The sequence below is a fragment of the Stenotrophomonas sp. 22692 genome, from assembly GCF_052045015.1.
GTDB classification, from domain to species: domain Bacteria; phylum Pseudomonadota; class Gammaproteobacteria; order Xanthomonadales; family Xanthomonadaceae; genus Stenotrophomonas; species Stenotrophomonas geniculata.
The window spans coordinates 1-19,819 of the sequence record NZ_JBQEMR010000004.1 but is presented as its reverse complement, the minus strand read 5'-3'; the positions used below and the strand labels follow the sequence as shown (position 1 = coordinate 19,819).

17 protein-coding genes are annotated in these 19,819 nt (G+C 66.5%); 12 read left to right on the top strand and 5 right to left on the bottom strand.

Translation table 11 applies throughout. The features are described 5' to 3' along the window. Window positions 1–122: 122 nt before the first annotated feature. On the top strand, window positions 123–1,721 hold the full coding sequence (locus tag ACTJJM_RS06120; protein ID WP_043400413.1) for an MASE1 domain-containing protein: 1,599 nt from the start codon (window positions 123–125) through the stop codon (window positions 1,719–1,721). 126 nt (window positions 1,722–1,847) lie between these two features. On the opposite strand, the gene ACTJJM_RS06115 is transcribed toward ACTJJM_RS06120, so the two are convergent. After that, window positions 1,848–2,273, bottom strand: a complete 426-nt coding sequence (locus ACTJJM_RS06115) for a hypothetical protein (RefSeq protein ID WP_043400410.1) — start codon at window positions 2,271–2,273, stop codon at window positions 1,848–1,850. Between the two features lie 324 nt (window positions 2,274–2,597). Between ACTJJM_RS06115 and ACTJJM_RS06110 the strand changes: the two genes are divergently transcribed. The 3 genes from ACTJJM_RS06110 to ACTJJM_RS06100 all read left to right on the top strand — a co-directional run bounded on the left by ACTJJM_RS06110 (window position 2,598) and on the right by ACTJJM_RS06100 (window position 6,137). Further along, window positions 2,598–4,151, top strand: coding sequence for an MASE1 domain-containing protein (locus ACTJJM_RS06110; RefSeq protein ID WP_043400407.1), 1,554 nt, complete (start codon window positions 2,598–2,600; stop codon window positions 4,149–4,151). A 95-nt stretch (window positions 4,152–4,246) separates the two neighbouring features. Then, on the top strand, window positions 4,247–5,590 hold the full coding sequence (locus ACTJJM_RS06105; protein WP_049455536.1) for a diguanylate cyclase: 1,344 nt from the start codon (window positions 4,247–4,249) through the stop codon (window positions 5,588–5,590). An 85-nt stretch (window positions 5,591–5,675) separates the two neighbouring features. Beyond that, the gene (locus ACTJJM_RS06100; RefSeq protein WP_004151683.1) at window positions 5,676–6,137 is read left to right on the top strand and encodes a bacteriohemerythrin; all 462 of its coding nucleotides are present in this window, start codon (window positions 5,676–5,678) and stop codon (window positions 6,135–6,137) included. Here ACTJJM_RS06100 and ACTJJM_RS06095 read toward each other — a convergent pair. Continuing rightward, window positions 6,118–7,419, bottom strand: a complete 1,302-nt coding sequence (locus ACTJJM_RS06095) for an MFS transporter (protein ID WP_010486179.1) — start codon at window positions 7,417–7,419, stop codon at window positions 6,118–6,120. The two genes, ACTJJM_RS06100 and ACTJJM_RS06095, sit on opposite strands and share 20 nt — an antisense overlap. 147 nt (window positions 7,420–7,566) lie before the next feature. Here ACTJJM_RS06095 and ACTJJM_RS06090 point away from each other — a divergent pair, with 147 nt between their 5' ends. Further along, on the top strand, window positions 7,567–8,208 hold the full coding sequence (locus ACTJJM_RS06090) for a hypothetical protein (protein ID WP_440865318.1): 642 nt from the start codon (window positions 7,567–7,569) through the stop codon (window positions 8,206–8,208). 145 nt (window positions 8,209–8,353) lie between these two features. Here ACTJJM_RS06090 and ACTJJM_RS06085 read toward each other — a convergent pair whose 3' ends face one another. Continuing rightward, window positions 8,354–9,850 (bottom strand): aldehyde dehydrogenase, encoded by a 1,497-nt coding sequence (locus ACTJJM_RS06085; RefSeq protein ID WP_126560969.1) that lies wholly within the window; start codon window positions 9,848–9,850, stop codon window positions 8,354–8,356. 104 nt (window positions 9,851–9,954) lie between these two features. On the opposite strand from ACTJJM_RS06085, the gene ACTJJM_RS06080 reads away from it, so the two are divergent. The 6 genes from ACTJJM_RS06080 (at window position 9,955) to ACTJJM_RS06055 (ending at window position 16,170) form a co-directional block, all read left to right on the top strand. Further along, window positions 9,955–11,307: an aspartate aminotransferase family protein gene (locus tag ACTJJM_RS06080; protein WP_440865317.1), complete on the top strand. Its 1,353-nt coding sequence runs from the start codon at window positions 9,955–9,957 to the stop codon at window positions 11,305–11,307. Window positions 11,308–11,370: 63 nt separating this feature from the next. Continuing rightward, a complete protein-coding gene (locus ACTJJM_RS06075; protein WP_341927534.1) occupies window positions 11,371–12,249 on the top strand; it encodes a plasmid replication/partition related protein in 879 nt (292 codons plus the stop codon). Between the two features lie 124 nt (window positions 12,250–12,373). Then, the gene (locus ACTJJM_RS06070) at window positions 12,374–13,660 is read left to right on the top strand and encodes a DUF445 domain-containing protein (protein WP_341927536.1); all 1,287 of its coding nucleotides are present in this window, start codon (window positions 12,374–12,376) and stop codon (window positions 13,658–13,660) included. 244 nt (window positions 13,661–13,904) lie between these two features. After that, on the top strand, window positions 13,905–14,219 hold the full coding sequence (locus tag ACTJJM_RS06065; RefSeq protein ID WP_019336682.1) for a DUF3649 domain-containing protein: 315 nt from the start codon (window positions 13,905–13,907) through the stop codon (window positions 14,217–14,219). Next, complete coding sequence (locus ACTJJM_RS06060) at window positions 14,216–15,844, top strand: PepSY-associated TM helix domain-containing protein (protein ID WP_159359956.1); 1,629 nt, start codon at window positions 14,216–14,218, stop codon at window positions 15,842–15,844. The genes ACTJJM_RS06065 and ACTJJM_RS06060 overlap by 4 nt, the downstream gene beginning before the upstream one ends. Then, window positions 15,841–16,170 (top strand): DUF3325 domain-containing protein, encoded by a 330-nt coding sequence (locus tag ACTJJM_RS06055; RefSeq protein ID WP_010486188.1) that lies wholly within the window; start codon window positions 15,841–15,843, stop codon window positions 16,168–16,170. Before ACTJJM_RS06060 ends, ACTJJM_RS06055 begins: the two co-directional genes overlap by 4 nt. Before the next feature lie 71 nt (window positions 16,171–16,241). On the opposite strand, the gene rlmKL is transcribed toward ACTJJM_RS06055, so the two are convergent. Both rlmKL and ACTJJM_RS06045 read right to left on the bottom strand, forming a co-directional pair. Next, window positions 16,242–18,380 (bottom strand): bifunctional 23S rRNA (guanine(2069)-N(7))-methyltransferase RlmK/23S rRNA (guanine(2445)-N(2))-methyltransferase RlmL, encoded by a 2,139-nt coding sequence (rlmKL, locus tag ACTJJM_RS06050; RefSeq protein ID WP_010486189.1) that lies wholly within the window; start codon window positions 18,378–18,380, stop codon window positions 16,242–16,244. Window positions 18,381–18,525: 145 nt separating this feature from the next. Next, window positions 18,526–19,053: an alpha/beta hydrolase gene (locus ACTJJM_RS06045; protein WP_019336678.1), complete on the bottom strand. Its 528-nt coding sequence runs from the start codon at window positions 19,051–19,053 to the stop codon at window positions 18,526–18,528. A 72-nt stretch (window positions 19,054–19,125) separates the two neighbouring features. Here ACTJJM_RS06045 and ACTJJM_RS06040 point away from each other — a divergent pair, with 72 nt between their 5' ends. Further along, window positions 19,126–19,692 (top strand): N-acetylmuramoyl-L-alanine amidase, encoded by a 567-nt coding sequence (locus tag ACTJJM_RS06040; RefSeq protein ID WP_010486193.1) that lies wholly within the window; start codon window positions 19,126–19,128, stop codon window positions 19,690–19,692. The last annotated feature ends 127 nt before the right edge of the window (window positions 19,693–19,819 follow it).

Here is a 19,819-nt window from a genome sequence, read left to right as displayed (position 1 = left end):
TTTTCTCACTTGCCCGGCGCTGCGCTGCGGAGATTGCATAATCGAACGCGTGTCGATACCGTCGGCACGAACCGGGTCCCGCGGCGAATGGATGCTGACAGGGAACGTACTGTGAAGGGGTAGTGCGATTGAATTGGTGGAATGAAGGCCTGCAGCTGAAGTTGCGCATCCATCCGGCAGGACTTGCCTTGGCTGTGCTGTATGCCATTGCCTGTTGGGCCACCCGCCAGTTGTCCCTTGATCAGTTCTACCTACCTGCCGGCGTTCGCGTGGCTGCAGTGCTGCTATGCCCAACGCGGTTCTGGCCTTATCTGCTGCTGGGTGAGTACGCCTACTTTGCGCAGATGCGATTGCCGATGGTTGAAAAGTACGGCGCAGCCTGGGCCATCCTCGCGTCAGGCGTGCTGATGCCTGCAGTAATGCTCATCACCCGCTGGGCCCGCAGCTTTTTTGCGAACTCGGTCACATCCCGTCTTCTGGCCATCGCGTTCCTTTCCTCCGTCGTGGTCACTCTCTTGAATGTGAGCCTTTCCCAACTGCTTTGGCCAACGCCACCCGCAGATTCGGCGCTTGCGTTCCTTTCCCGTGCAGCACGTTTCAGCGTAGGTGATTTCATTGCCATCCTTACGGTGACTCCCCTCGCATTGCTTTGGGCAATGAGAAACACCGAACCACACTGGAAGACCATTTTCACAGGCCCCACCGCCGTGGCCCTGTTGTTGATGACATTGCTCGGCGTTACCGCATCGTTGATTCCCAACGAAGCCAGTACACTCCGGACGTCCCTGCAGTTACTGATGGGGCTGCCCGTGATCGCACTCACGTGCCTGCATGGCTGGCGCGGTGCGGCCGTCGGCGTACCGATGCTGAATCTGATTATTGGCCTGACAACGCCAAAGCCCTATGCAGCAGCCTTTGATGCCGCAACGTTCACCACACAGCAAATCATGGCCATCACGGGAGTAGCACTACTGCTGCTTGGCTCCCGTATAAGCCACTTTCGTCGGCGCTATCAGTTGCGTGAGGTGGGCGAAAAGAACGCCATCAACCTTGCGCGCAGCTCGCACCTGGCGAGCGAGTCAGATCTTCGCGAACGCGCGATTCACCTGCGCAAGCTGGGTGACGGCATCGACCTGTCGCTTTCGGAAGTCATCAACTGGCTCAACAGCCACGGTCATTCCGCAATTGCCAACAGCCTGACTCACACAGCCAATGTGCACTCCCGGCTGTTCCGCGAACAGGCAAGCCTGGTGTATCCCACTGCGCTTGAGCAGTTGGGTCTGTATGTTGCACTGCAGGCCGGAGGCGTGCGCTCGGCGTGGGTCAATACGCACCGCGTAGCCGAACCGCGCCTTGCCGGTGATCCCTGCCGTCTCAGCCTGGACTTGCAGCTGACGGCATACCGGACTCTCATCGATGCCGTTTCTTTGTTGTTGAAGTGCGAATCCGGGCAGGTCATCGTCCGGGCACGCTGCGTCAACGCGGGACAACAGCGAGGAATCGTCATGACAGCCTCGCTGCTGGATCGGCATCGCGCATTGTCCCCAACAACCGTCAGTCTCGTCAGGGAGCGGTTGGCCGGGCGTGCGCTGGCCTTTGGTGGGTCCGTTCACTGTCGCCAAAGCCGCATCGTCATGGTGCTGGTGGAGCCTGGCACCACGACACTGCGTGAGTCGCAAGAAGGGAGTTCATTTGGCGCCCGAGTTGCATCTTCCGCCTAGGCTCAAAATCGGGTGAACGCCTGACCACAGTCGCAACGGCGTGCCGGTGAACGGACACATGGCTGACCGAGATTTGGCTGAGAACGGTTGACCAACAGGTGATGTTTGCCACCTGCTGACCAGTGATTACTGCGTTTCGATGGCCCAGACCGCACTTGTACCGGCGCTGTAGCGCACCAACACGAAACCATTTCCGCGATAGACCAGCGAGCGGATTGCATTGCCTGGTACTGGCAACGGCTGGCCTGGCAACGACACAGGTATCTGCGCCTTGCCGGCCGGGAGCGCCCAGAAAACTCCACCAGCGTTGCCTATGATGACCTGGATGCGACCAGCGAGGTCATTTACCTGGAAATAGGAAATACCATCACGCTGGAAACCGTAGACCTGCCAAGCAGGATCCTGGCTCAGATTGACCGTCGCAGGGAATGCCTCCCCCAGCCCCTGCCGGCTCAAACGGATACCGTGATCGTCAGACTGTGCCCAAACCGCCATCGGCAGCCCAGCGGCGATGATCACTCCCAACACCGCCCCAGCATTAGTTACTCGCATTTTTTTTCCTCGATAAAGAAAACGAAGAGCACGATGAAACTCCCACCCTGTTGAGCCGGGCACCGCCGTCAATGCTCCGCCGCACGGCACCCTCGCCTCACCTGGGCATTCAAGGACCACTATATGTCTATGGGCCCTCTTGATACATAGCAGCGCGCATCTGGATGCAATGTGGAAAACTGCGTCCGCCGCGGAAGATCAGGAACCAACTACCAGCACCCTGTGGGCGCCCTATGCCCCCCGTAGAGATTGCACGTCCTTTCGTCTACAGATAGTGTCCACATCGGGCTTGGCGTGATGCCCCGGAGCATGGGAGGCTCAGGCTTGGACCGATTCAAGAAGGCAATTGAGCTGAGCTTCCGGATCCGTCCGGTCGGTCTTGTGCTGGCCGCCACCTATGCTGCCAGCTGCCTCATATCGCGTCAGTTCTCGCTGGATCAGTTCTTCCTGCCCGCAGGTATCCGGGCAGCGGCGCTGCTGATCGTCCCGACCCGTCTGTGGCCCTACCTGCTGCTGGGCGAGTATGCGTACTTCGCAACGCTGCGCATTCCTATGATCGACTCCTATGGCCTGGATTGGGTCATTCTGGCTTCGACACTGCTGATGCCGATGGCGATGCTGGTGGTCTACCTGCATCGAAGGAGAATGCCGTCCGAGGCAGCCACCGGCCTCTGGCTGCTGTCGTTGTCGATCTGCACGGCACTGTTCGTCCCGGCTCTCAACCTGAGCATTTCATATGTCCTCTGGTCGAATCCTCCGCCGAGCAACCTGCTGGACGCGGTCGACCGAACGATCTTTGGCCACTTCGCGGCCATCATTACCCTGCTCCCACTGGCCTTTCTTTGGGCGCAGCGGCACGTGGATCCCAGTTGGAGCACCCGCTTTGTCGCGCCTACAGCTGCGGCGATCCTGGCGATGCTGATACTGGGGTTGGGCATGCAACTGACAGACAGCAGCGCCCATACCACCCGCACACACCTTGTCCTGCTGGCGGCTCTGCCTGCCATCGCCCTGACCTTCATGCATGGCTGGCGTGGCGCTGCCATCGCGATTCCGCTGTTGAATCTCCCACTTCACGGCGCTACGCCCAGTACCGGCCTGCCCTCCTCTTTCGACCTCGGTACGTTCGCCACCCAACAGAACATGGCTGTGATCAGCGTCGCATTGCTCGCACTCGGATCCAGCATCAGCTATCACCATCAACGCGCACAGGCCCGTTGGCAGGCTGAACGGAACGCCCTGCGTCTGGCACGCAGTTCCCACCAGACCAGCGAGCGTGAGCTGCGTGAACGCGCGGCCCATCTGAAGCATCTGGGCGAGGGCATGGACAGTTCGCTCAGCGAGATGGTCAGCTGGCTGAAGGATCAGGGTCATCATGCCGTGGCGAACAGCCTGCAACACGCGTCATCCGTGCACTCACGTCTGTTCCGCGAGCAGGCCAGCATGGTCTACCCCACCGGGCTGGAGCAGGTCGGGTTGTACATCGCGCTGCAAGCAGGCGGCGCATGCGAGATCTGGAACAACACGCATCGCGTCATTCCGCCCAGGCTGGCGGGTAACCCTTGTCTGCTGACTGTAGATCTGCAACTGGCCATCTATCGCTCCTTGATCGAGGCGGTGTCACTGCTGCTGGAGCTGGAGACCGGGCAGGTCTGCGTGCGTGCCCGAAGTGGCCGGGCGGGCGGACGTCGCGGCATCGTTGCTGTCGTGAGCCTGCTCGACCGTGGTTGCACGCTGTCGGCACGCACCACCGACCAGGCCGTCGAGCGCCTGGCCGGTCGAATGCTTGCTTACGGCGGCAAGGTCAACTGCCGGGGCAATCGGCTGCGACTGGTCCTGCATGAATCGATCAGCCACGCGGCGCCAGCGGCGGCCTGACACGGAATCTGGCCCAGCGCGCAACGTTCGCCGCTAAAGTTACACCCGAAACCGCCGCTATCCGTGCCGAGCCCTCCTTCGTGAGCCACCGCATCATGCCCGTCCTGCCGCAGGCCGCCGTCGATGGCGACCTGGCCGATCCCCTGCCACAGCGGATCCTGCTGGTCGAAAACTCCCGTGCGTTCACCGGCATGCTGCGCGAAGCCATCGAACAGCGCCTGGAACTGCCAGTGGTGATCGCCTCCACTCTGGCCGAGGCCGACCGCCTGCTCAACGAAGGCGGCGGCTGGTTCCTGGTGCTGACCGGGTTGGTGCTGGCCGACGGCGACCGTGATGCGGTGGTCGAGTTCTTCCTCAAGCGCGACCTGCCCACCGTGGTGGTCAGCGGCGTGTACGACGAGGACCTGCGCAAGCGCGTGCTGCAGCAGCAGATCATCGACTACGTGCTGAAGAACACCCCCGGCAGCATCGACTACCTGGTGTGGCTGGTGCAGCGGCTGGAACGCAACCGCCGCATCGCCGCGCTGGTGGTGGACGATTCGCCGTCCGCGCGTGGCTATGCTGCGGCCCTGCTGCGCATGTACGGCCATGAGGTGCATGAAGCCGCCGACGGCAACGAGGGCCTGGCTGCGATCGAGGCGCACCCGGCGATCCGCCTGGCGGTGGTCGACCAGGAAATGCCCGGCATGCAGGGCGTGGAGTTCACCCGTCGCCTGCGCACCCTGCGCTCGCGCGACAAGGTGGCGGTGATTGGCATCTCCGGCAATACCGATGCCTCGCTGATCCCGCGCTTCCTGAAGAACGGCGCCAACGATTTCCTGCGAAAACCCTTTTCGCGCGAGGAATTCTTCTGCCGTGTCTCGCAGAACGTGGACCAGCTGGAACTGATCGGCACCCTGCAGGATCTGGCCACCCGCGACTTCCTGACCGGCCTGCCCAACCGCCGCTGCTTCCTGGAGCAGAGCCAGCGCCAGCTGCCGCAGCTGCAGCTGCATGGCCAGTGCGTGGCGGTGGCGATGATCGACATCGACCACTTCAAGCACATCAATGACACCCACGGCCATGAAGCCGGCGACGATGCACTGCGTGCGGTGGCCGGCGCAGTGGCCGCACATGCGCGCAGCCAGGACCTGATCGCACGTTTCGGTGGCGAGGAGTTCTGCCTGCTGGTGCCGGACATGGAACAGGACGAGGCGCTGCTGTACTTCGAGGAACTGCGCCAGCGCATTGCCGCACTGGAAGTGGACATCGGCACCGCCACCCTGCGCATGACGGTCAGCATCGGCCTGTGCTGCCTGCGCCCGCAGCGTGATGCACTGCACCGGTTGATCTCCGAGGCCGACCGCCAGCTGTACCTGGCCAAGGCCGGTGGCCGCAACCGGGTCAGCTGCACCACGGTGGCCAGCCCGCTGCGCCCGCGCGAGCCTGCCCTGCCCTGACCGGCCCGCTTTGATCCAGATCAACGCCGCACCCGCGCGGCAGTTCTACAGTCGGCCCCGACATACGCATGAAGGGGAGCCGGGGATGGCACTACTGGTCTGGCAGGACGATCTGAACATCGGCATCGATGTGATCGACCAACAACACCGCCGCATCATCGAGATGCTCAACCACCTGCACGTGGCCCAGGCCAGCATGCAGCGTGCGGCGGTGGGTGAAGTGATCGATGAGGTGGTGGACTACACCATGTCGCACTTCGCGTTCGAGGAAGAGCTGATGGAGGAAGCGGGCTATCCGTTCTGTGCCGCGCACAAGCGCGTGCATGAGGTCTTCATCAAGCGGGTATCGGAGTACCGCATGCGCTTCCAGGCCGGTGAGGACATCAGCGATGAACTGCGCACCATGCTCTCGCGCTGGCTGTTCAACCACATCCGCGGTGATGACCAGGCCTATGCCGAACAGGTCAAGGCGCACCTGAACCAGTTCGCCCGCGAACACCAGGGCGGCGGTTGGCTGGGGCGCACGCTCAAGCGCTTCTTTGGTTGAGCCGCAGCGCGCGCCGGTGCAGTGCCACCAGCGCGCACAGGGTCGCCACCGCGGTCAGGCACAGGTAGTAGCCCACCGCGACCAGGCCGAAGCGTTCGGCCAGCCAGGTGGCCAGGTACGGCGCTGGCGCCGCACCGAGGATGCCGGCCAGGTTGAATGACAGCGACGCGCCGGTATAGCGCACCTCCACCGGGTAGATCTCGGCCAGGAAAGTGCCGCAGGGGCCGTAGGTCAGGCCCATCAGGAACAGGCCCAGGCACAGGAAGCCAGTGACCAGCCACGGGCTGTGCGGCTGGAACAGCGGTGCGAACAGCACACCGAAGCCGACGATCAGTACGCTGGCAACGATCATCGTGCGCCGCGTGCCCCAACGGTCGCCATAGCGCGCCGACAGCGGGATGCCCAGCGCGAAGAACAGCATGCCGGCCATCTGCATCAGCAGGAACTGCTCGCGGCTGTAGCCCAACACTGCAGTGCCATGGCCGAGACTGAACACCGTCATCAGGTAGAACAGCACGAAGGTGGCGAACGCGCCCAGGGTGCCCAGCAGCATCGGCACCGGATGATCACGCAGCACGGTCCACATCGGCAGCCGCACCGGCGCCTTGCGCTCCAGTGCCTTCTTGAAATCGGGTGTCTCGTGGATGTTCAGGCGCACCCACAGGCCGAGGCCGACCAGCAGCGCGCTGGCCACGAACGGAATACGCCAGCCCCATTGCAGGAAGTCGTCCTGGCTCAGGCAGCGGCCAAGCACGAGGAAGATGCCGGCCGACAGCAGAAAGCCGAGCGGTGCGCCCAGCTGCGGGAACATGCCGTACCAGGCGCGCTTGCCCGGCGGTGCGTTCTCGGTGGCCAGCAGCACCGCCCCGCCCCATTCCCCGCCCAGGCCCAGACCCTGGCCGAAGCGGCACAGCGCCAGCAGCGCCGGGGCCCACAGGCCGATCTGGGCATGGGTGGGCAGCAGGCCGATCAGCACCGTGGACAGGCCCATGGTCAGCAGCGCGGCCACCAGTGTGGCCTTGCGGCCGATGCGGTCACCGAAGTGGCCGAACACCGCCGAGCCCACCGGGCGCGCGATGAACGCGACCGCAAACGTCGCCAGTGACTGCAGCAGCGCGGCCTGTTCGCTGCTGTCCGGGAAGAACAGGTGCGGGAACACCAGCACTGCAGCCGTGGCGTAGATGTAGAAATCGAAGAACTCGATGGTGGTGCCGATCAGGCTGGCCAGCAGGACTCGACTGGGGGAATTCACGGGTGGCGCGGCAGCGGTGATCGTCGACATCGGCAACACGGGTAACGGCGGATCGCCCGATTCTGCCACGCGCCGATGGCCACACGGGGCGATGGTTTCAGCCGACACCGATGCCAACGGAATTTTTCGGGCCGCCCGCTAGTCTGCGCCACCGGTCCCTGCATGGATGCTTTGCCGATGACTGCAGTCGCGCTGTCGTGGTCCGATTCGCCGAAGCTGCCGCGCATGGCGGCATGGCTGGCGGTGCTGCTGGTGCATGGGTTGATGGCAGTGTGGCTGCTGGGCAGTGGCAGGATGACGCTGCGCAGCGACGAAGGTGCCAGGATTTCATTGCGCTGGATACCGCCGGAGCCCCCCCCGGCGATTCAACCACATCCGGCGCCCCCCACCACATCGGCGGCGCGTCCGGCCCCCTCGACAGCGCCACGCCCGACCCCGTCGGCACCCACGGATGTCAACACGCCCGCGTCCGAGGAACCGCCTGCACCGGCGCCACTGATGCTGGACCTGCCTGCGGGCAGCATCGATGGCGGTGACGGTATCAGCGCGGCGGGCGTGGCGCCACGCCTGATCGGTCGGCGCGAGGTCCATCCCGCGTTCGGGCCGCGCCGCAATTACTTCCGGATCCGTCGGCAGATGACCCCCGAGCAGATCGTGCATGGCGTGGCGCAGCTGCTGGGGTTGTGGCCACCGGGGTACATCGTCGACCCGTGCGAGCTGGGCAAGCAGGACATGGACTATTTCCAGAACGCCGTCGAAGAAGCCGACCGCGACATGCTGCGTGCGGCCGTGCTGCAGGTGAGCACCCGCTGCCGGTAGAGGGCACGCCTTTGTAGAGTCGAGCCATGCTCGACTGCTCTTGCCGAGATGCAGCCGAGCATGGCTCGGCGCTACAGAGGGGCGAACGGCAGTCGAGCATGGCTCGACTCTACAAAGAGCGAACAGCCGTCCAGCAATCGCGTCGTTACAACTGGATCCAGGTAGCCTTGATCTCGCTGTACTTGTCGAACGCATGCAGTGACTTGTCCCGCCCATTGCCGGACTGCTTGTAACCACCAAACGGGGCGGTCATGTCGCCACCATCCCAGCCGTTCACCCAGACACTACCCGCGCGCAACTGCCGCGCGACCCGATGGGCGCGGCTGAGATCACGCGTCCACAGGCCCGCGGCCAGGCCGTAGCGACTGTCATTGGCCAGGCGCACCGCTTCGGCCTCGTCGTCGAAGCCGAGTACGGCCAGCACCGGCCCGAATACTTCCTCACGCGCCAAGGCCTGCTCCGGGCGCACCTGGTCGAACACTGTCGGCTGCACATAGCTGCCGCCGGCCTCGACCTCGGCCCGTCGCCCACCCAGCAGCAGCCGCGCGCCCTCGCCTTCTGCGCGTGCAATATCGTCCATCACCTTGTGCAGATGCGCGGCATCCACCAGCGCGCCCATCGGTGCATCGGCCTCCAGCGGATGCTGCGGCTGCATGTGCTGGCCATGGGCGATCACCTGATGCACGAAATCCTCGCGGATCGAGCGCTGGACCAGCAGCCGGGAGCCGGCAGTACAGACTTCGCCCTGGTTGAAGAAGATGCCCTGTGCCACCGCCTTGGCGGCGACGTCCAGATCGGGGGCGTCGGCAAACACCACATGCGGGCTCTTGCCACCACACTCCAGCCAGACCCGCTTGAGGTTGGATCGCCCTGAATACTGCAGCAGCTTCGCGCCGGTGGCAGTGGAACCGGTGAAGGCCAGCACGTCCACGTCCATGTGCAGGGCCAACGGTTCACCGACGCGCGCACCGTGGCCCGGCAACACGTTCAGTACGCCCTCCGGCAGGCCCGCCTCGGCGGCCAGTGCGGCCAGCCGCAGCGCACTCAGCGGTGACCGCTCGGAAGGCTTGAGCACCACCGAGTTGCCCATGGCCAAGGCCGGTGCGATCTTCCAGCACGCCATCAACAGCGGGAAGTTCCATGGCACGATGGCCGCCACTACGCCAGCGGCCTCACGCGTGACCAGCCCCAGCTCGTGCGGGCCGGTGGGCGCGACCTCGCCGTACAGCTTGTCCACCGCTTCAGCGGTCCAGCGCAGGCAGCGCACCACGCCGGGCAGGTCGATACGGCGCGCGTCACGCACCGGCTTGCCCATGTCCAGGGTTTCCAGCAGGGCCAGTTCATCGGCGTGCGCTTCCACCAATGCCGCCATCGCCAGCAGCACGCGCTTGCGATGGGCCGGAGTGGCCTGCGACCAGTGGCCCGCCTCGAAGCTGCGTCGCGCGGCCAGGACCGCGCGCTCGACATCCTGCGCGTCGCAGTCGGCAACCGCGCCCAGCACGCGACCGTCGATCGGGCTGATGCAGTCGAAGCGGGCGCCACTGGCGGCATCGACATAGCGGCCGTCGATGAAGGCCTGGCCCGGCATCGACAGCTGGAGGGCCAGCGCCTGCCAATGGCTACGGTCGGGGAAATCAGCCATGGGAAGCTCCAACATTCAACGAGCCTTCGTTATACCGGGACCGCCGCGACTCCGCCGTGACGCGGCTGCGCTACATTCGTCGCATCGGACCCGACGGAGCTGGCATGAAGCGTCCCGAAAGCGACCTGCACGACCTGGCCACCCAGCGCCCCGAGTCACTGGACGCGTACTGGATGCCGTTCACCGCCAACCGCCAGTACAAGGCGGCACCACGCATGCTGGTGCGCGCCGAAGGCATGCACTATGAGGATGTCGACGGCCGCCAGATCCTCGATGGCACTGCCGGCCTGTGGTGCTGCAACGCCGGCCATGCCCGCCCACGCATTGTCGATGCCATCGCCGAGCAGGCACGCACGCTCGACTACTCGCCGGCCTTCCAGATGGGCTCGCCGCCGGCCTTCGCGCTGGCGCAGCGACTGGCCGCACTGGCTCCGGGCCCGCTCAACCATGTGTTCTTCACCAGCTCCGGCTCCGAGGCGGTGGATACGGCGATGAAGATCGTGCTGGCCTACCACCGCCAGCGTGGCGAGGGCCAGCGCACCCGCTTCATCAGCCGCGAGAAGGCCTATCACGGCGTCGGTTTCGGCGGCATGGCACTTGGCGGGCTGCCCAACAACCGCAGGGCGTTCGGCCTGCAACTGGGTGGCGTGGACTACCTGCGCCACACCCTGGACCTGCCGCGCAATGCGTTCAGCAAGGGCCTGCCGCGCCAGGGCGCGGAACTGGCCGACGACCTGGAAAGACTGATCACGCTGCACGACGCCTCCACCATTGCCGCCGTCTTCGTCGAGCCCATCGCCGGCTCCGCCGGGGTGATCCTGCCCGCACCCGGCTACCTGCAGCGCCTGCGCGAGCTGTGCGACCACCACGGCATCCTGCTGGTGTTCGATGAGGTCATCACCGGCTTCGGCCGGGTTGGCATGCCGTTCGCCGCGCAGCGCTTCGGGGTCACCCCGGACCTGCTGACCTTTGCCAAGGCGGTCAGCAACGGCGCGGTGCCACTGGGCGGCGTGCTGGCCAGCGACGCCGTGCATACCACGCTGATGCAGGCCCCGCCGCAGGCCATCGAGCTGTTCCATGGCTATACCCATTCCGGCCACCCGCTGGCCTGCGCCGCAGCGCTGGCGACGCTGGACGTCTATGCCGAGGAGCGCCTGTTTGAGCGTGCCATCGAGCTGGGCGAGTACTGGCAGGAACGGCTGCATGCACTGCAGGGCCTGCCCAACGTGATCGACATCCGCAACTTCGGGCTGGTCGGCGCGGTCGAGCTGGCACCGCGCCGCGATGCTCCCGGCAGCCGTGGCTACGAGGTGTTCCGGCGCTGCTTCCACGACGGCCGGTTGCTGGTGCGCTGCACCGGCGACATCATCGCGCTGTCGCCGCCACTGATCGTGGACAAGGCACAGATCGACCAGATCACCGGCACCCTGGGCGAGATGATCCAGGCCACCGCCTGAGCCCGGGCCAGCGGTGGCGAGCGGGTACAATCGGCGGTTCCGCTCCTGCTCGCTGCCGTGCCCATGGATATCGTCGTCAAAGAAGAACTCAAGGCCTACATCGACCCGCTGACCGCGGACGAACATGACGCGCTGGAGCGCAGCATCCTGGCCGAAGGCTGCCGCGATGCGCTGGTGCTGTGGGGTGATGTGCTGGTCGATGGCCACAACCGTTTCGGCATCTGCCAGAAGCACGGCCTGCCCTTCAACACCGTGCAGAACACCCGTTTCCAGAGCATGGAAGACGTGCACCTGTGGATGATCGAGCAGCACCTGGGCCGCCGCAGCGTGTCCGATTTCCAGCGCGGTGTGCTGGCGCTGCGCAAGCGCGACATCCTGGCCGCCCGCAAGCAGGTCGAGCAGGCCCAGCTGCAGCGCGAGAGCGACGGCACCGCCGACGTCGTCGTAGACGCGGGCGAGGACGGCCCGCCGTGGGAACCGGCGCCGAAGATCAGCCGCGCCGAGCTGGCCCGCGAGGCCAAGCTGAGCACAAGCCAGGTCGGCATGATCGAGCGCATCCACGCCCAGGCCGCGGCCGAGGTGGTGGAAGCGGTGAAGGCCGGCGTGATCTCGATCAGCGCCGCTGCGGCCGTGGCCGACCTGCCGGAAGACGAGCAGCGCGCTGCCGCCGCCGGTGGCAAGGACGAGCTGAAGCAGGCCGCCAAGCGCGTGCGCGAGTCCAAGCGCAAGCCGCGTGCACCGAAGCCTGAACCAGCCGAGATGGATTTCGAAGAACCCAGCGAGGACGAGGTGGCCAGCCGCGATGCCGAGGTTCTGTCGGCACTGGAACAGCTGGGCGAGGATGCACCGGCCCTGCGCCGTCGCGTGGTCGCGCTGACCCGCGAGAACGACACCCTGCGCGCGCAGCTGGCCGCGCTGCGCAAGCAGCTGGAAGCGCTCTAAGCGCTCTCGACGCGCTTCTGTAGAGCCGAGCCCATGCTCGGCTGCTCTTTTCCACGCGCAAGGCAGCCGAGCATGGGCTCGGCTCTACAGACAGGCGTCACCAAGCTGCGGTTAGACTTTCCGCATGACGCCTGCCCACGATCCGCGCCGCGCTCAGCTGCGGCGCCTGAAAGCCCTCGCGCTGGGCCTGTTGCTGTTGATGCTGGCCGGTTTCGCAATCAGCCACTGGCAGGGCGAGCGCGGCATCTGGGCCTGGGTCTCGGCCTTCTGCGAAGCAGCGGCCGTGGGCGCGCTGGCCGACTGGTTCGCTGTGGTCGCGCTGTTCCGGCGGCCGATGGGCCTGCCGATCCCGCATACCGCAATCATCCCGCGCAGCAAGGAACGCATCGGCGACAGTCTCGCCCTGTTTGTGCGCGACCAGTTCCTGGAGCCGGGTGTGCTGCTGGCCAAGCTGCAGGTGTTCGATCCAGCCAGCCGCCTCGGCAGCTGGCTGGCCGACCCGGCGCGCTCGCGGATGCTGGCCGACATGGCCCGCGGCTGGGCCCTGCAGGCGCTGGATTTCTTCGACGAAACCGCCGTACGCCGCCAGCTGCACGCCTTTGTGGTGCAGCAGCTGCGGCAGTGGAATGCCGCCGCCACCGCCGGTGAGCTGCTGGCCCTGCTGACCGCCGATGGGCGCCACCAGCGCGTGCTGGACGAAGGCCTGCAGCGCCTGGGGCGCTGGCTGGAGCAACCGGAAGTGAAGGAGCGTGCTTCGCAGCTGATCGTGCGTTACATCCAGCGCGAGTGGCCCACCCTGTCGAGCACGGTGAACTGGGTCAAGCCGATCGACGAGATCGGCGACAGCCTGGCCGAACGCCTGGCGCGGGCGGTACTGGAAGAACTGCAACAGGTGCTGGCCGAGCCGCAGCATCCGCTGCGCCAGGACTATGAGACCTGGCTGCAGAACTACGTGCAGCGCCTGCGCGAAGACCCGGCGCTGGCCGAGCGCATCGAACAGCTCAAGCAGGACATGATCGACCACCCCGCCCTGCAGGACTACGTGCAGGGGCTGTGGGCGCGCATCCATGCCAGCCTGCGCGCCGACCTGCAACGCGAGGACTCGGCACTGGTCGGCCACCTGCAGCGCAGCCTGGCCTCGCTGGGCAGCAGCCTGCAGGCCGATCCCGCCCTGCGCGACGCGCTGAACCAGCATCTGCTGGAGGGCGCCCAACGTCTGACCGGTCGCCTGCGCGAAGGCGTGACCACGCATATCGCGCAGACCGTGAAGGGCTGGGACGAGCGGCACCTGGTCGAGCAGCTGGAACTGAGTGTGGGCCGCGACCTGCAGTTCATCCGCTTCAACGGCACCCTGGTAGGTGGCCTGATTGGCCTGCTGCTGCATGCGGCCACGGTGGTGTTCAGGTTCTAGCCCCGGCCAACGCCCACGATCAGCACGCTTGATTCATAAAATGCGAATACATATCATTTACTGATCGGTTGTACGCTTAGCCAAACGGGCACGAAGACGTGCCCATCGCCCGTGTACTGCCCCGACTTCTGGGCTGCCCGTCTGCGCGGGCAGTGCTTCGTCGATGGGACACGCTGGGCGACATGCGCAGGGCGCAAGGGGGCCGCGGACGCGTTCCATCCCCTCCCCTACCTGCAGGAACGCCGTGGACCGCTCGCCCGCAACCGCCAGCCCCCGCACCTTCTTCTCCAACCCGCGCTGGGGCGTGCTGTCACGCTCGTTGGCTGCAATCTTCGGCGGCTACGCGCTGGCCTCGGTGACCAGCGTGTTCTGCGCGGTGGCCCTGCCTGGCGCGCGCGGCCAGACCGTGCTGACCGGCATGCTGCTGGCGATTCTGGTGGCCGCCTGCGCGGCGCTGTGGGCGTTCGCTACCCGCAGCGCGCTGCGTGCGTGGATCGGCATTCTCGCTCCCACCCTGCTGATGGCTGCCATCGCGCGCATGCTGGGGGCCTGGGCATGAAGAACGGATTCCGCCAGTCGATGGCCTGGCTGCACACCTGGACCGGGCTGCTGGTCGGTTGGTTGCTGCTGCTGATTTTCATGGCCGGCACGGCCAGCTACTACCGCGAGGAAATCAGCCGCTGGATGCGTCCCGAACTGCCGTCCAGCAACGTCAGCATCGACGTCGCCGCGCAGCGCGCGGTGGACTACCTGCAGGCCAACGCCGCGCAGGCCGAGAACTGGTTCGTCACCCTGCCGCAGCCGCGCAACCCGGCCATGCAGATGTTCTGGCGACTGCCCCCGGAACTGGCCGACCCCAGCCGTGGCCGTCGAGGCGGCTTCGGCGATGCCACGCTCGACCCCAACACCGGCCAGGCACTGAAGGCCCGTGAGACCCGCGGCGGTGATTTCTTCTACCGCCTGCACTTCGACCTGCACTACATCCCGGTGCTGTGGGCACGCTATCTGGTCGGCTTCTGCGCGATGTTCATGCTGGTGGCGATCATCACCGGCGTCATCACCCACAAGAAAATCTTCAAGGACTTCTTCACCTTCCGCAAGGACAAGGGCCTGCGCTCCTGGCTCGATTTCCACAACGTCAGCGCGGTGATGGCCCTGCCCTACCACGCGATGATCACCTACACCGGCATCGTCACGCTGATGATCATGTACCTGCCGTGGGGCGTGAAAGTCGCCTACCCGCAGGACGAGGACAAGTTCTTCAGCGAAGCCTTCGGCGGCATGCCGGAGGTGACCGCGCCGGCCGAAGGCCGCGCAACACCGCTGCCGATCGCGCAACTGCTGGACAGCGCGCGTGCGCATTGGCACGGCGTGGAAGTGGCCGGCTTCACCGTGTCCAACCCGGGCGCGGCCAATGCGGTGATCGACATCCGCCAGCGTGATGGCAAGCGCCTGTCCACCGACACCCCGGCCGTGCGCTACGACATGGTCAGCGGTGCATTGCTGGAAGAAACACCGCCCTCCGGTGGCGCCACCGCCACCCGCGGCGTGCTGTACGGCCTGCATCTGGCACGCTTTGCCGACTGGGGCCTGCGTGCACTGTTCTTCCTGTCCGGCCTGGTCGGCTGCCTGATGGTCGCCAGCGGCGTGGTGCTGTGGGCGGTGAAGGAACATCCCAAGCATGCCAAGAGTGGACGCATCGGCTTCGGCCTGCGCCTGGTCGATGCGCTGAACATCGGCACCGTGGCCGGGCTGCCGATCGCCTTTGCCGCCTACTTCTGGGGCAACCGCCTGCTGCCGCTGGCCATCGCCGAGCGCTCGAGTGCGGAAGCCAACGTGTTCTTCTACGCTTGGGGCGGCGCGCTGCTGGCCGCTTTCATCTGGCCGAAGCGGATGATGTGGGCGTGGCAGCTGTACCTGGGCGCCGCCGCGTTCGCGCTGGTGCCGGTGGTCAACGCGCTGACCACGCATGCCCACCTGGGCGTCACCCTGCGCAACGGTGACTGGGTGCTGGCCGGCGTTGATCTGTCGATGATTGCCTTCGGCGCGATGCTGGCGATGTGCGGCTGGCGCATGCAGCGCTGGACGCCACCGCTGAGTGCGGCCGAGAGGAAGAAGCGCGCGGCTGCCGCAGCAGCGCCGAAGGCATCAGTCGAAGCGGCCGAAGCGGAGGCCAGCGCATGATGCTGCTGGCTCTGACGCTGTCGTTCTCTGCGTTCACCGCCCTGTCGCTGGCGATGGAAAAGCACCAGCACGACCTGCACGGTAAGGCTGCAGCTCCCCCGGCACGGCGCACGCAGTGGCGGGTGCTGGGCTGGGCCCTGCTGACGGTGGCGTTCGCGTTGTGCGTGGTCGACCATGGCTGGGCGATGGGCCCGGTGCTGTGGCTGGGCACGATGACCCTGGGCGGTGTGGCGCTGTCGTTCGGGCTGTACCCGTACCGACCGAAGTGGATCGCGCCGCTGGCGATCGCGTTGCCGGTGGCCGGGCTGGTGGTGGGGTTGCTGTAACCGCCATCCACGCATGGCGTGGATCTACTGGCCAGATGGGTGGTGCCGGCCATCGGCCGGCACTGACGGACTTACCCCAACCGCTTCAGTTCCCACGCGCGGTGGATGCGCGCGTTGCGCTCGAAATCCGGACCGATGGTGCGCGCGGTGATCTCGCGGCACTGGGCGAATTCGGCGATGGCGTTCTCTTCCAGCTTGAAGCGGCGGAAGTTGTTCGAGAAATACAGCACGCCGCCCGGTGCCAGCCGCGCCACGGCTGCGCGCAGCAGCTTCAACTGCTCGCGCTGCACATCGAAGTCATCGGCACGCGCGGAGTTGGAGAAGGTCGGCGGGTCGCAGAAGATCACGTCGTACTGGCCCCGGTCGCCTTCCAGCCAGGCCATGGCATCGGCCTGGACCAGCAGATGCTGGTTGCCCCCCTGCCCGTTCAGCGCCAGGTTGTCGTAGCACCACTGCAGGTAGGTGGCCGACAGGTCGACGCTGGTGGTGCTGGTGGCACCGGCCACCGCGGCCTGCACGCTGGCCACGCCGGTGTAGCAGAACAGGTTGAGGAAACGCTTGCCGCGCACCTGCTCGGCCATCATCCGGCGCAGCGGGCGGTGGTCGAGGAACAGGCCGGTATCGAGGTAGTCGAACAGGTTCACCTGCAGCAGCGCATTGTTCTCTCGCACCACGATGAATTCATCACGCTGTTCGAAACGGCCGTACTTGCTGCCACCCTTGCCGCGCTCACGCGACTTCATCGACACCTGCTCCGGCGGCACGCCGAACACTTCGCGCGCTGCCGCCAGCAGCTCGTTGCGGCGGCGGCGCACGTCGTTCTCGGGAATCGCCGCCGGTGCGGCGTATTCCTGCACATGCAGGAAGGTGCGGCGCTTGCCACCGTCTTCCTCGTAGACATCGATGGCCGCCGCGTACTCCGGCAGATCGGCGTCGTAGGCGCGGAAGCAGGTGATGTCCTCGCGGGCACGCCAGCTCTTGAACTTCTTCAGGTTCTTGCGCAGGCGATTGGCCACCATCTGCGCACCTTCGCTCAGCTCGCGCGGCTGCGCCGGGTCACGGCCCGGCACGGCGATCGGGTCGCAGACGATCAGCGCGCATTCCAGCGCACCGTTGAACATCTGGTACTTCTTGCCCGCACGCAGGCCGGTGGCGAAGGCCAGCTCGTCGTTGCCGCACAGCAGGCTGGCACGCCACTGCGGCACGGCCTTCTGCAGGGCGTTGCCCAGTGCGCGGTACAGCGCCGGATCGGCGGCCAGGCGCTCGTCGTACGGCGGGTTGCAGACCACCGCGCCGATCTCCTGCTCCGGCGCGGCCAGGTCGGCGACGTCGGCGCGGGTGAAGCGGATCGCGTGGGCGACGCCCGCGACCTCGGCATTCTCGCGTGCCGCCTGGATCGCGGTCGGGTCGATGTCGCTGCCGTGGATGACCGGCTTCAGCGCGGCCAGGCCTGCGGCCTCACGGTCACGCGCTTCGCTCTGGATGGTCTTCCAGGCGGCCTTGTCGAAGCCCAGCCAGCGGCTCGGCGGCAGGCTGCCATGGCGCATCAGGCCGGGAGCGACGTCGGCGGCCATCAGCGCGCCCTCGATCAGCAGCGTGCCGCTGCCGCACATCGGGTCCAGCAGGCCACCACCGGCGGCGTGCAGGCGCGGCCACTGCGCGCGCAGCAGCAGCGCGGCAGCCAGGTTTTCCTTCAGCGGTGCCTCGTGGGCGGCACCGCGCCAGCCCCGGCGATGCAACGGGCCGCCGCCGAGATCGATCGACAGCGAGGCACGGCCCTTGCGCAGTGACAGGTTGACGCGCACGTCCGGCAGGTCGGTGTTGACCGAGGGGCGTTCCAGGCCCTCATCGCGCATGCGGTCGACGATGGCGTCCTTGATCCGCTGGGCGGCAAAGCGGGCGTGGGTGATCTTGTCGCCGGACACATGTGCGTCCACCGCCAGGGTCATCTCCGGCTTGATGTGCTCATGCCACGGCAGCGCACGCACGCCGTCATACAGGGCCTGCTCGTCCGGGCACTCGAACTCGTCGATCGGCCACAGCACGCGGCTGGCCAGGCGCGACCACATCACGATCCGCAGCGCCTGCTCCAGTTCGCCCTCGGCGTTGACGCCGGCAATGGTGGCAGTGGCCTTGGCAAGGCCCAGGGCCGACAGTTCATCGGCAAGCAGGTATTCCAGGCCCTTGGCGCAGGAGACGAAGAATTTCACGGAATCGGTTCGCAGATGGTCGGGCGCGGCACAGGGGCCGGGCCAGTCGGAAAGGAGGGCCGTAGGCACGGCCGGCAGGCCCGCGCCGGGGGCGGCGGGGCTGTCATTGTAGTCAAAGCGGGCGGGCGCGCCGTGCGCCCGGGCTTCACAGTTGCCGCAGCAGGCGCTCGAAGGCCTGCGCGGAGGCCTCCACGTGGTGCTCCAGGCGGTGACCGTCGTCGACCAGCAGCAGCTGCGCCGAACGCGCCTGCGCCCAGGCAATCACCCCGGCGGCCGGTACCACGTCGTCATGCCAGGCCTGCACCACCGTGGTCGGCACCGCCGCAGCATCCAGCGCCGGCATCGGGCCCATGGTGGTCGGCGGCACCATCAGGAACAGGCCGGCCACAGGCACCTGCAGCGAGGCGATGGCGGAGATGTAGGCGCCCAGGCTGGAGCCGGCCAGCACCACCGGGCCCTGCTGGGCGGCGATGGCGGTACGTTCCACCAGGCGCTGCAGCCGGGTGCGCACGTCACCCACCCGGCTGACCTCGCTCATCGCGTCCAGGTCGGTGTAGTCCGGGCGTTCATGGGTCCAGCCCAGGCGTTGCGCCACGTCGGCCAGCGCGGTGACCTTGGTCGCTTCCGGGCCGCTCTCGAAACCGTGGGACAGGATGCAGTGGCCGCGGCTCATGCACGCGCTCCGTGGGAGCGGGTCGGCGGCGAAAGAGGAGGCAGGTTCATGCCGCAATGCTAGCATCGCTGGATGCCCAACCCGCTCCTTCCCGACCTGCAGCTGCAGCCCCTGCCCTATCAAGACCGCCTGCCGCTGCGCGACCCGGCCACGCTGGAGATGGTGGTGATCCACTGCACCGAGCTGCCCGATCTGGCGATGGCCCGCGAGTACGGCGAGCGCGTGCTGTATGACAGCGGCGCCGGCAACAGCGGCCACTTCTACATCGACCGCGATGGCAGCGTGGTGCAGTACGTGGCACCGGAACGGGTGGCCCACCACGTGCGCGGCATGAACGCGCATACGCTGGGCATCGAGCTGGTCAACACCGGGCGCTACCCGGACTGGTTCGACAGCCGCCATCAGGCGATGGACGAGGCCTACACCGAGGCACAGCTGGCGGCGCTGGAGGCGCTGCTGCTGGCGCTGGTGGCGCGCTATCCGTCGCTGCGGCGGATTGCCGGGCACGACCAGCTGGATCTGGAGCAGGTGCCGGCCAGCGATGATCCGACGCTGACGGTGGCGCGCAAGCGTGATCCGGGACCGTTGTTCCCGTGGGCGCGGGTGCTGGCGAAGGTGCCGCTGCAGCCTGTTGGGTAAGCGGCAGGGCTGCGCCCTGCACCCGCAGAGGCAACGGCCGAAGCAAGGGCAACAGCAGGATTCCCTGGGATGGCGGGGGGGGGGGGGGGGGGGGGGGGGGGGGGGGGGGGGGGGAGGGGGGGGGGGG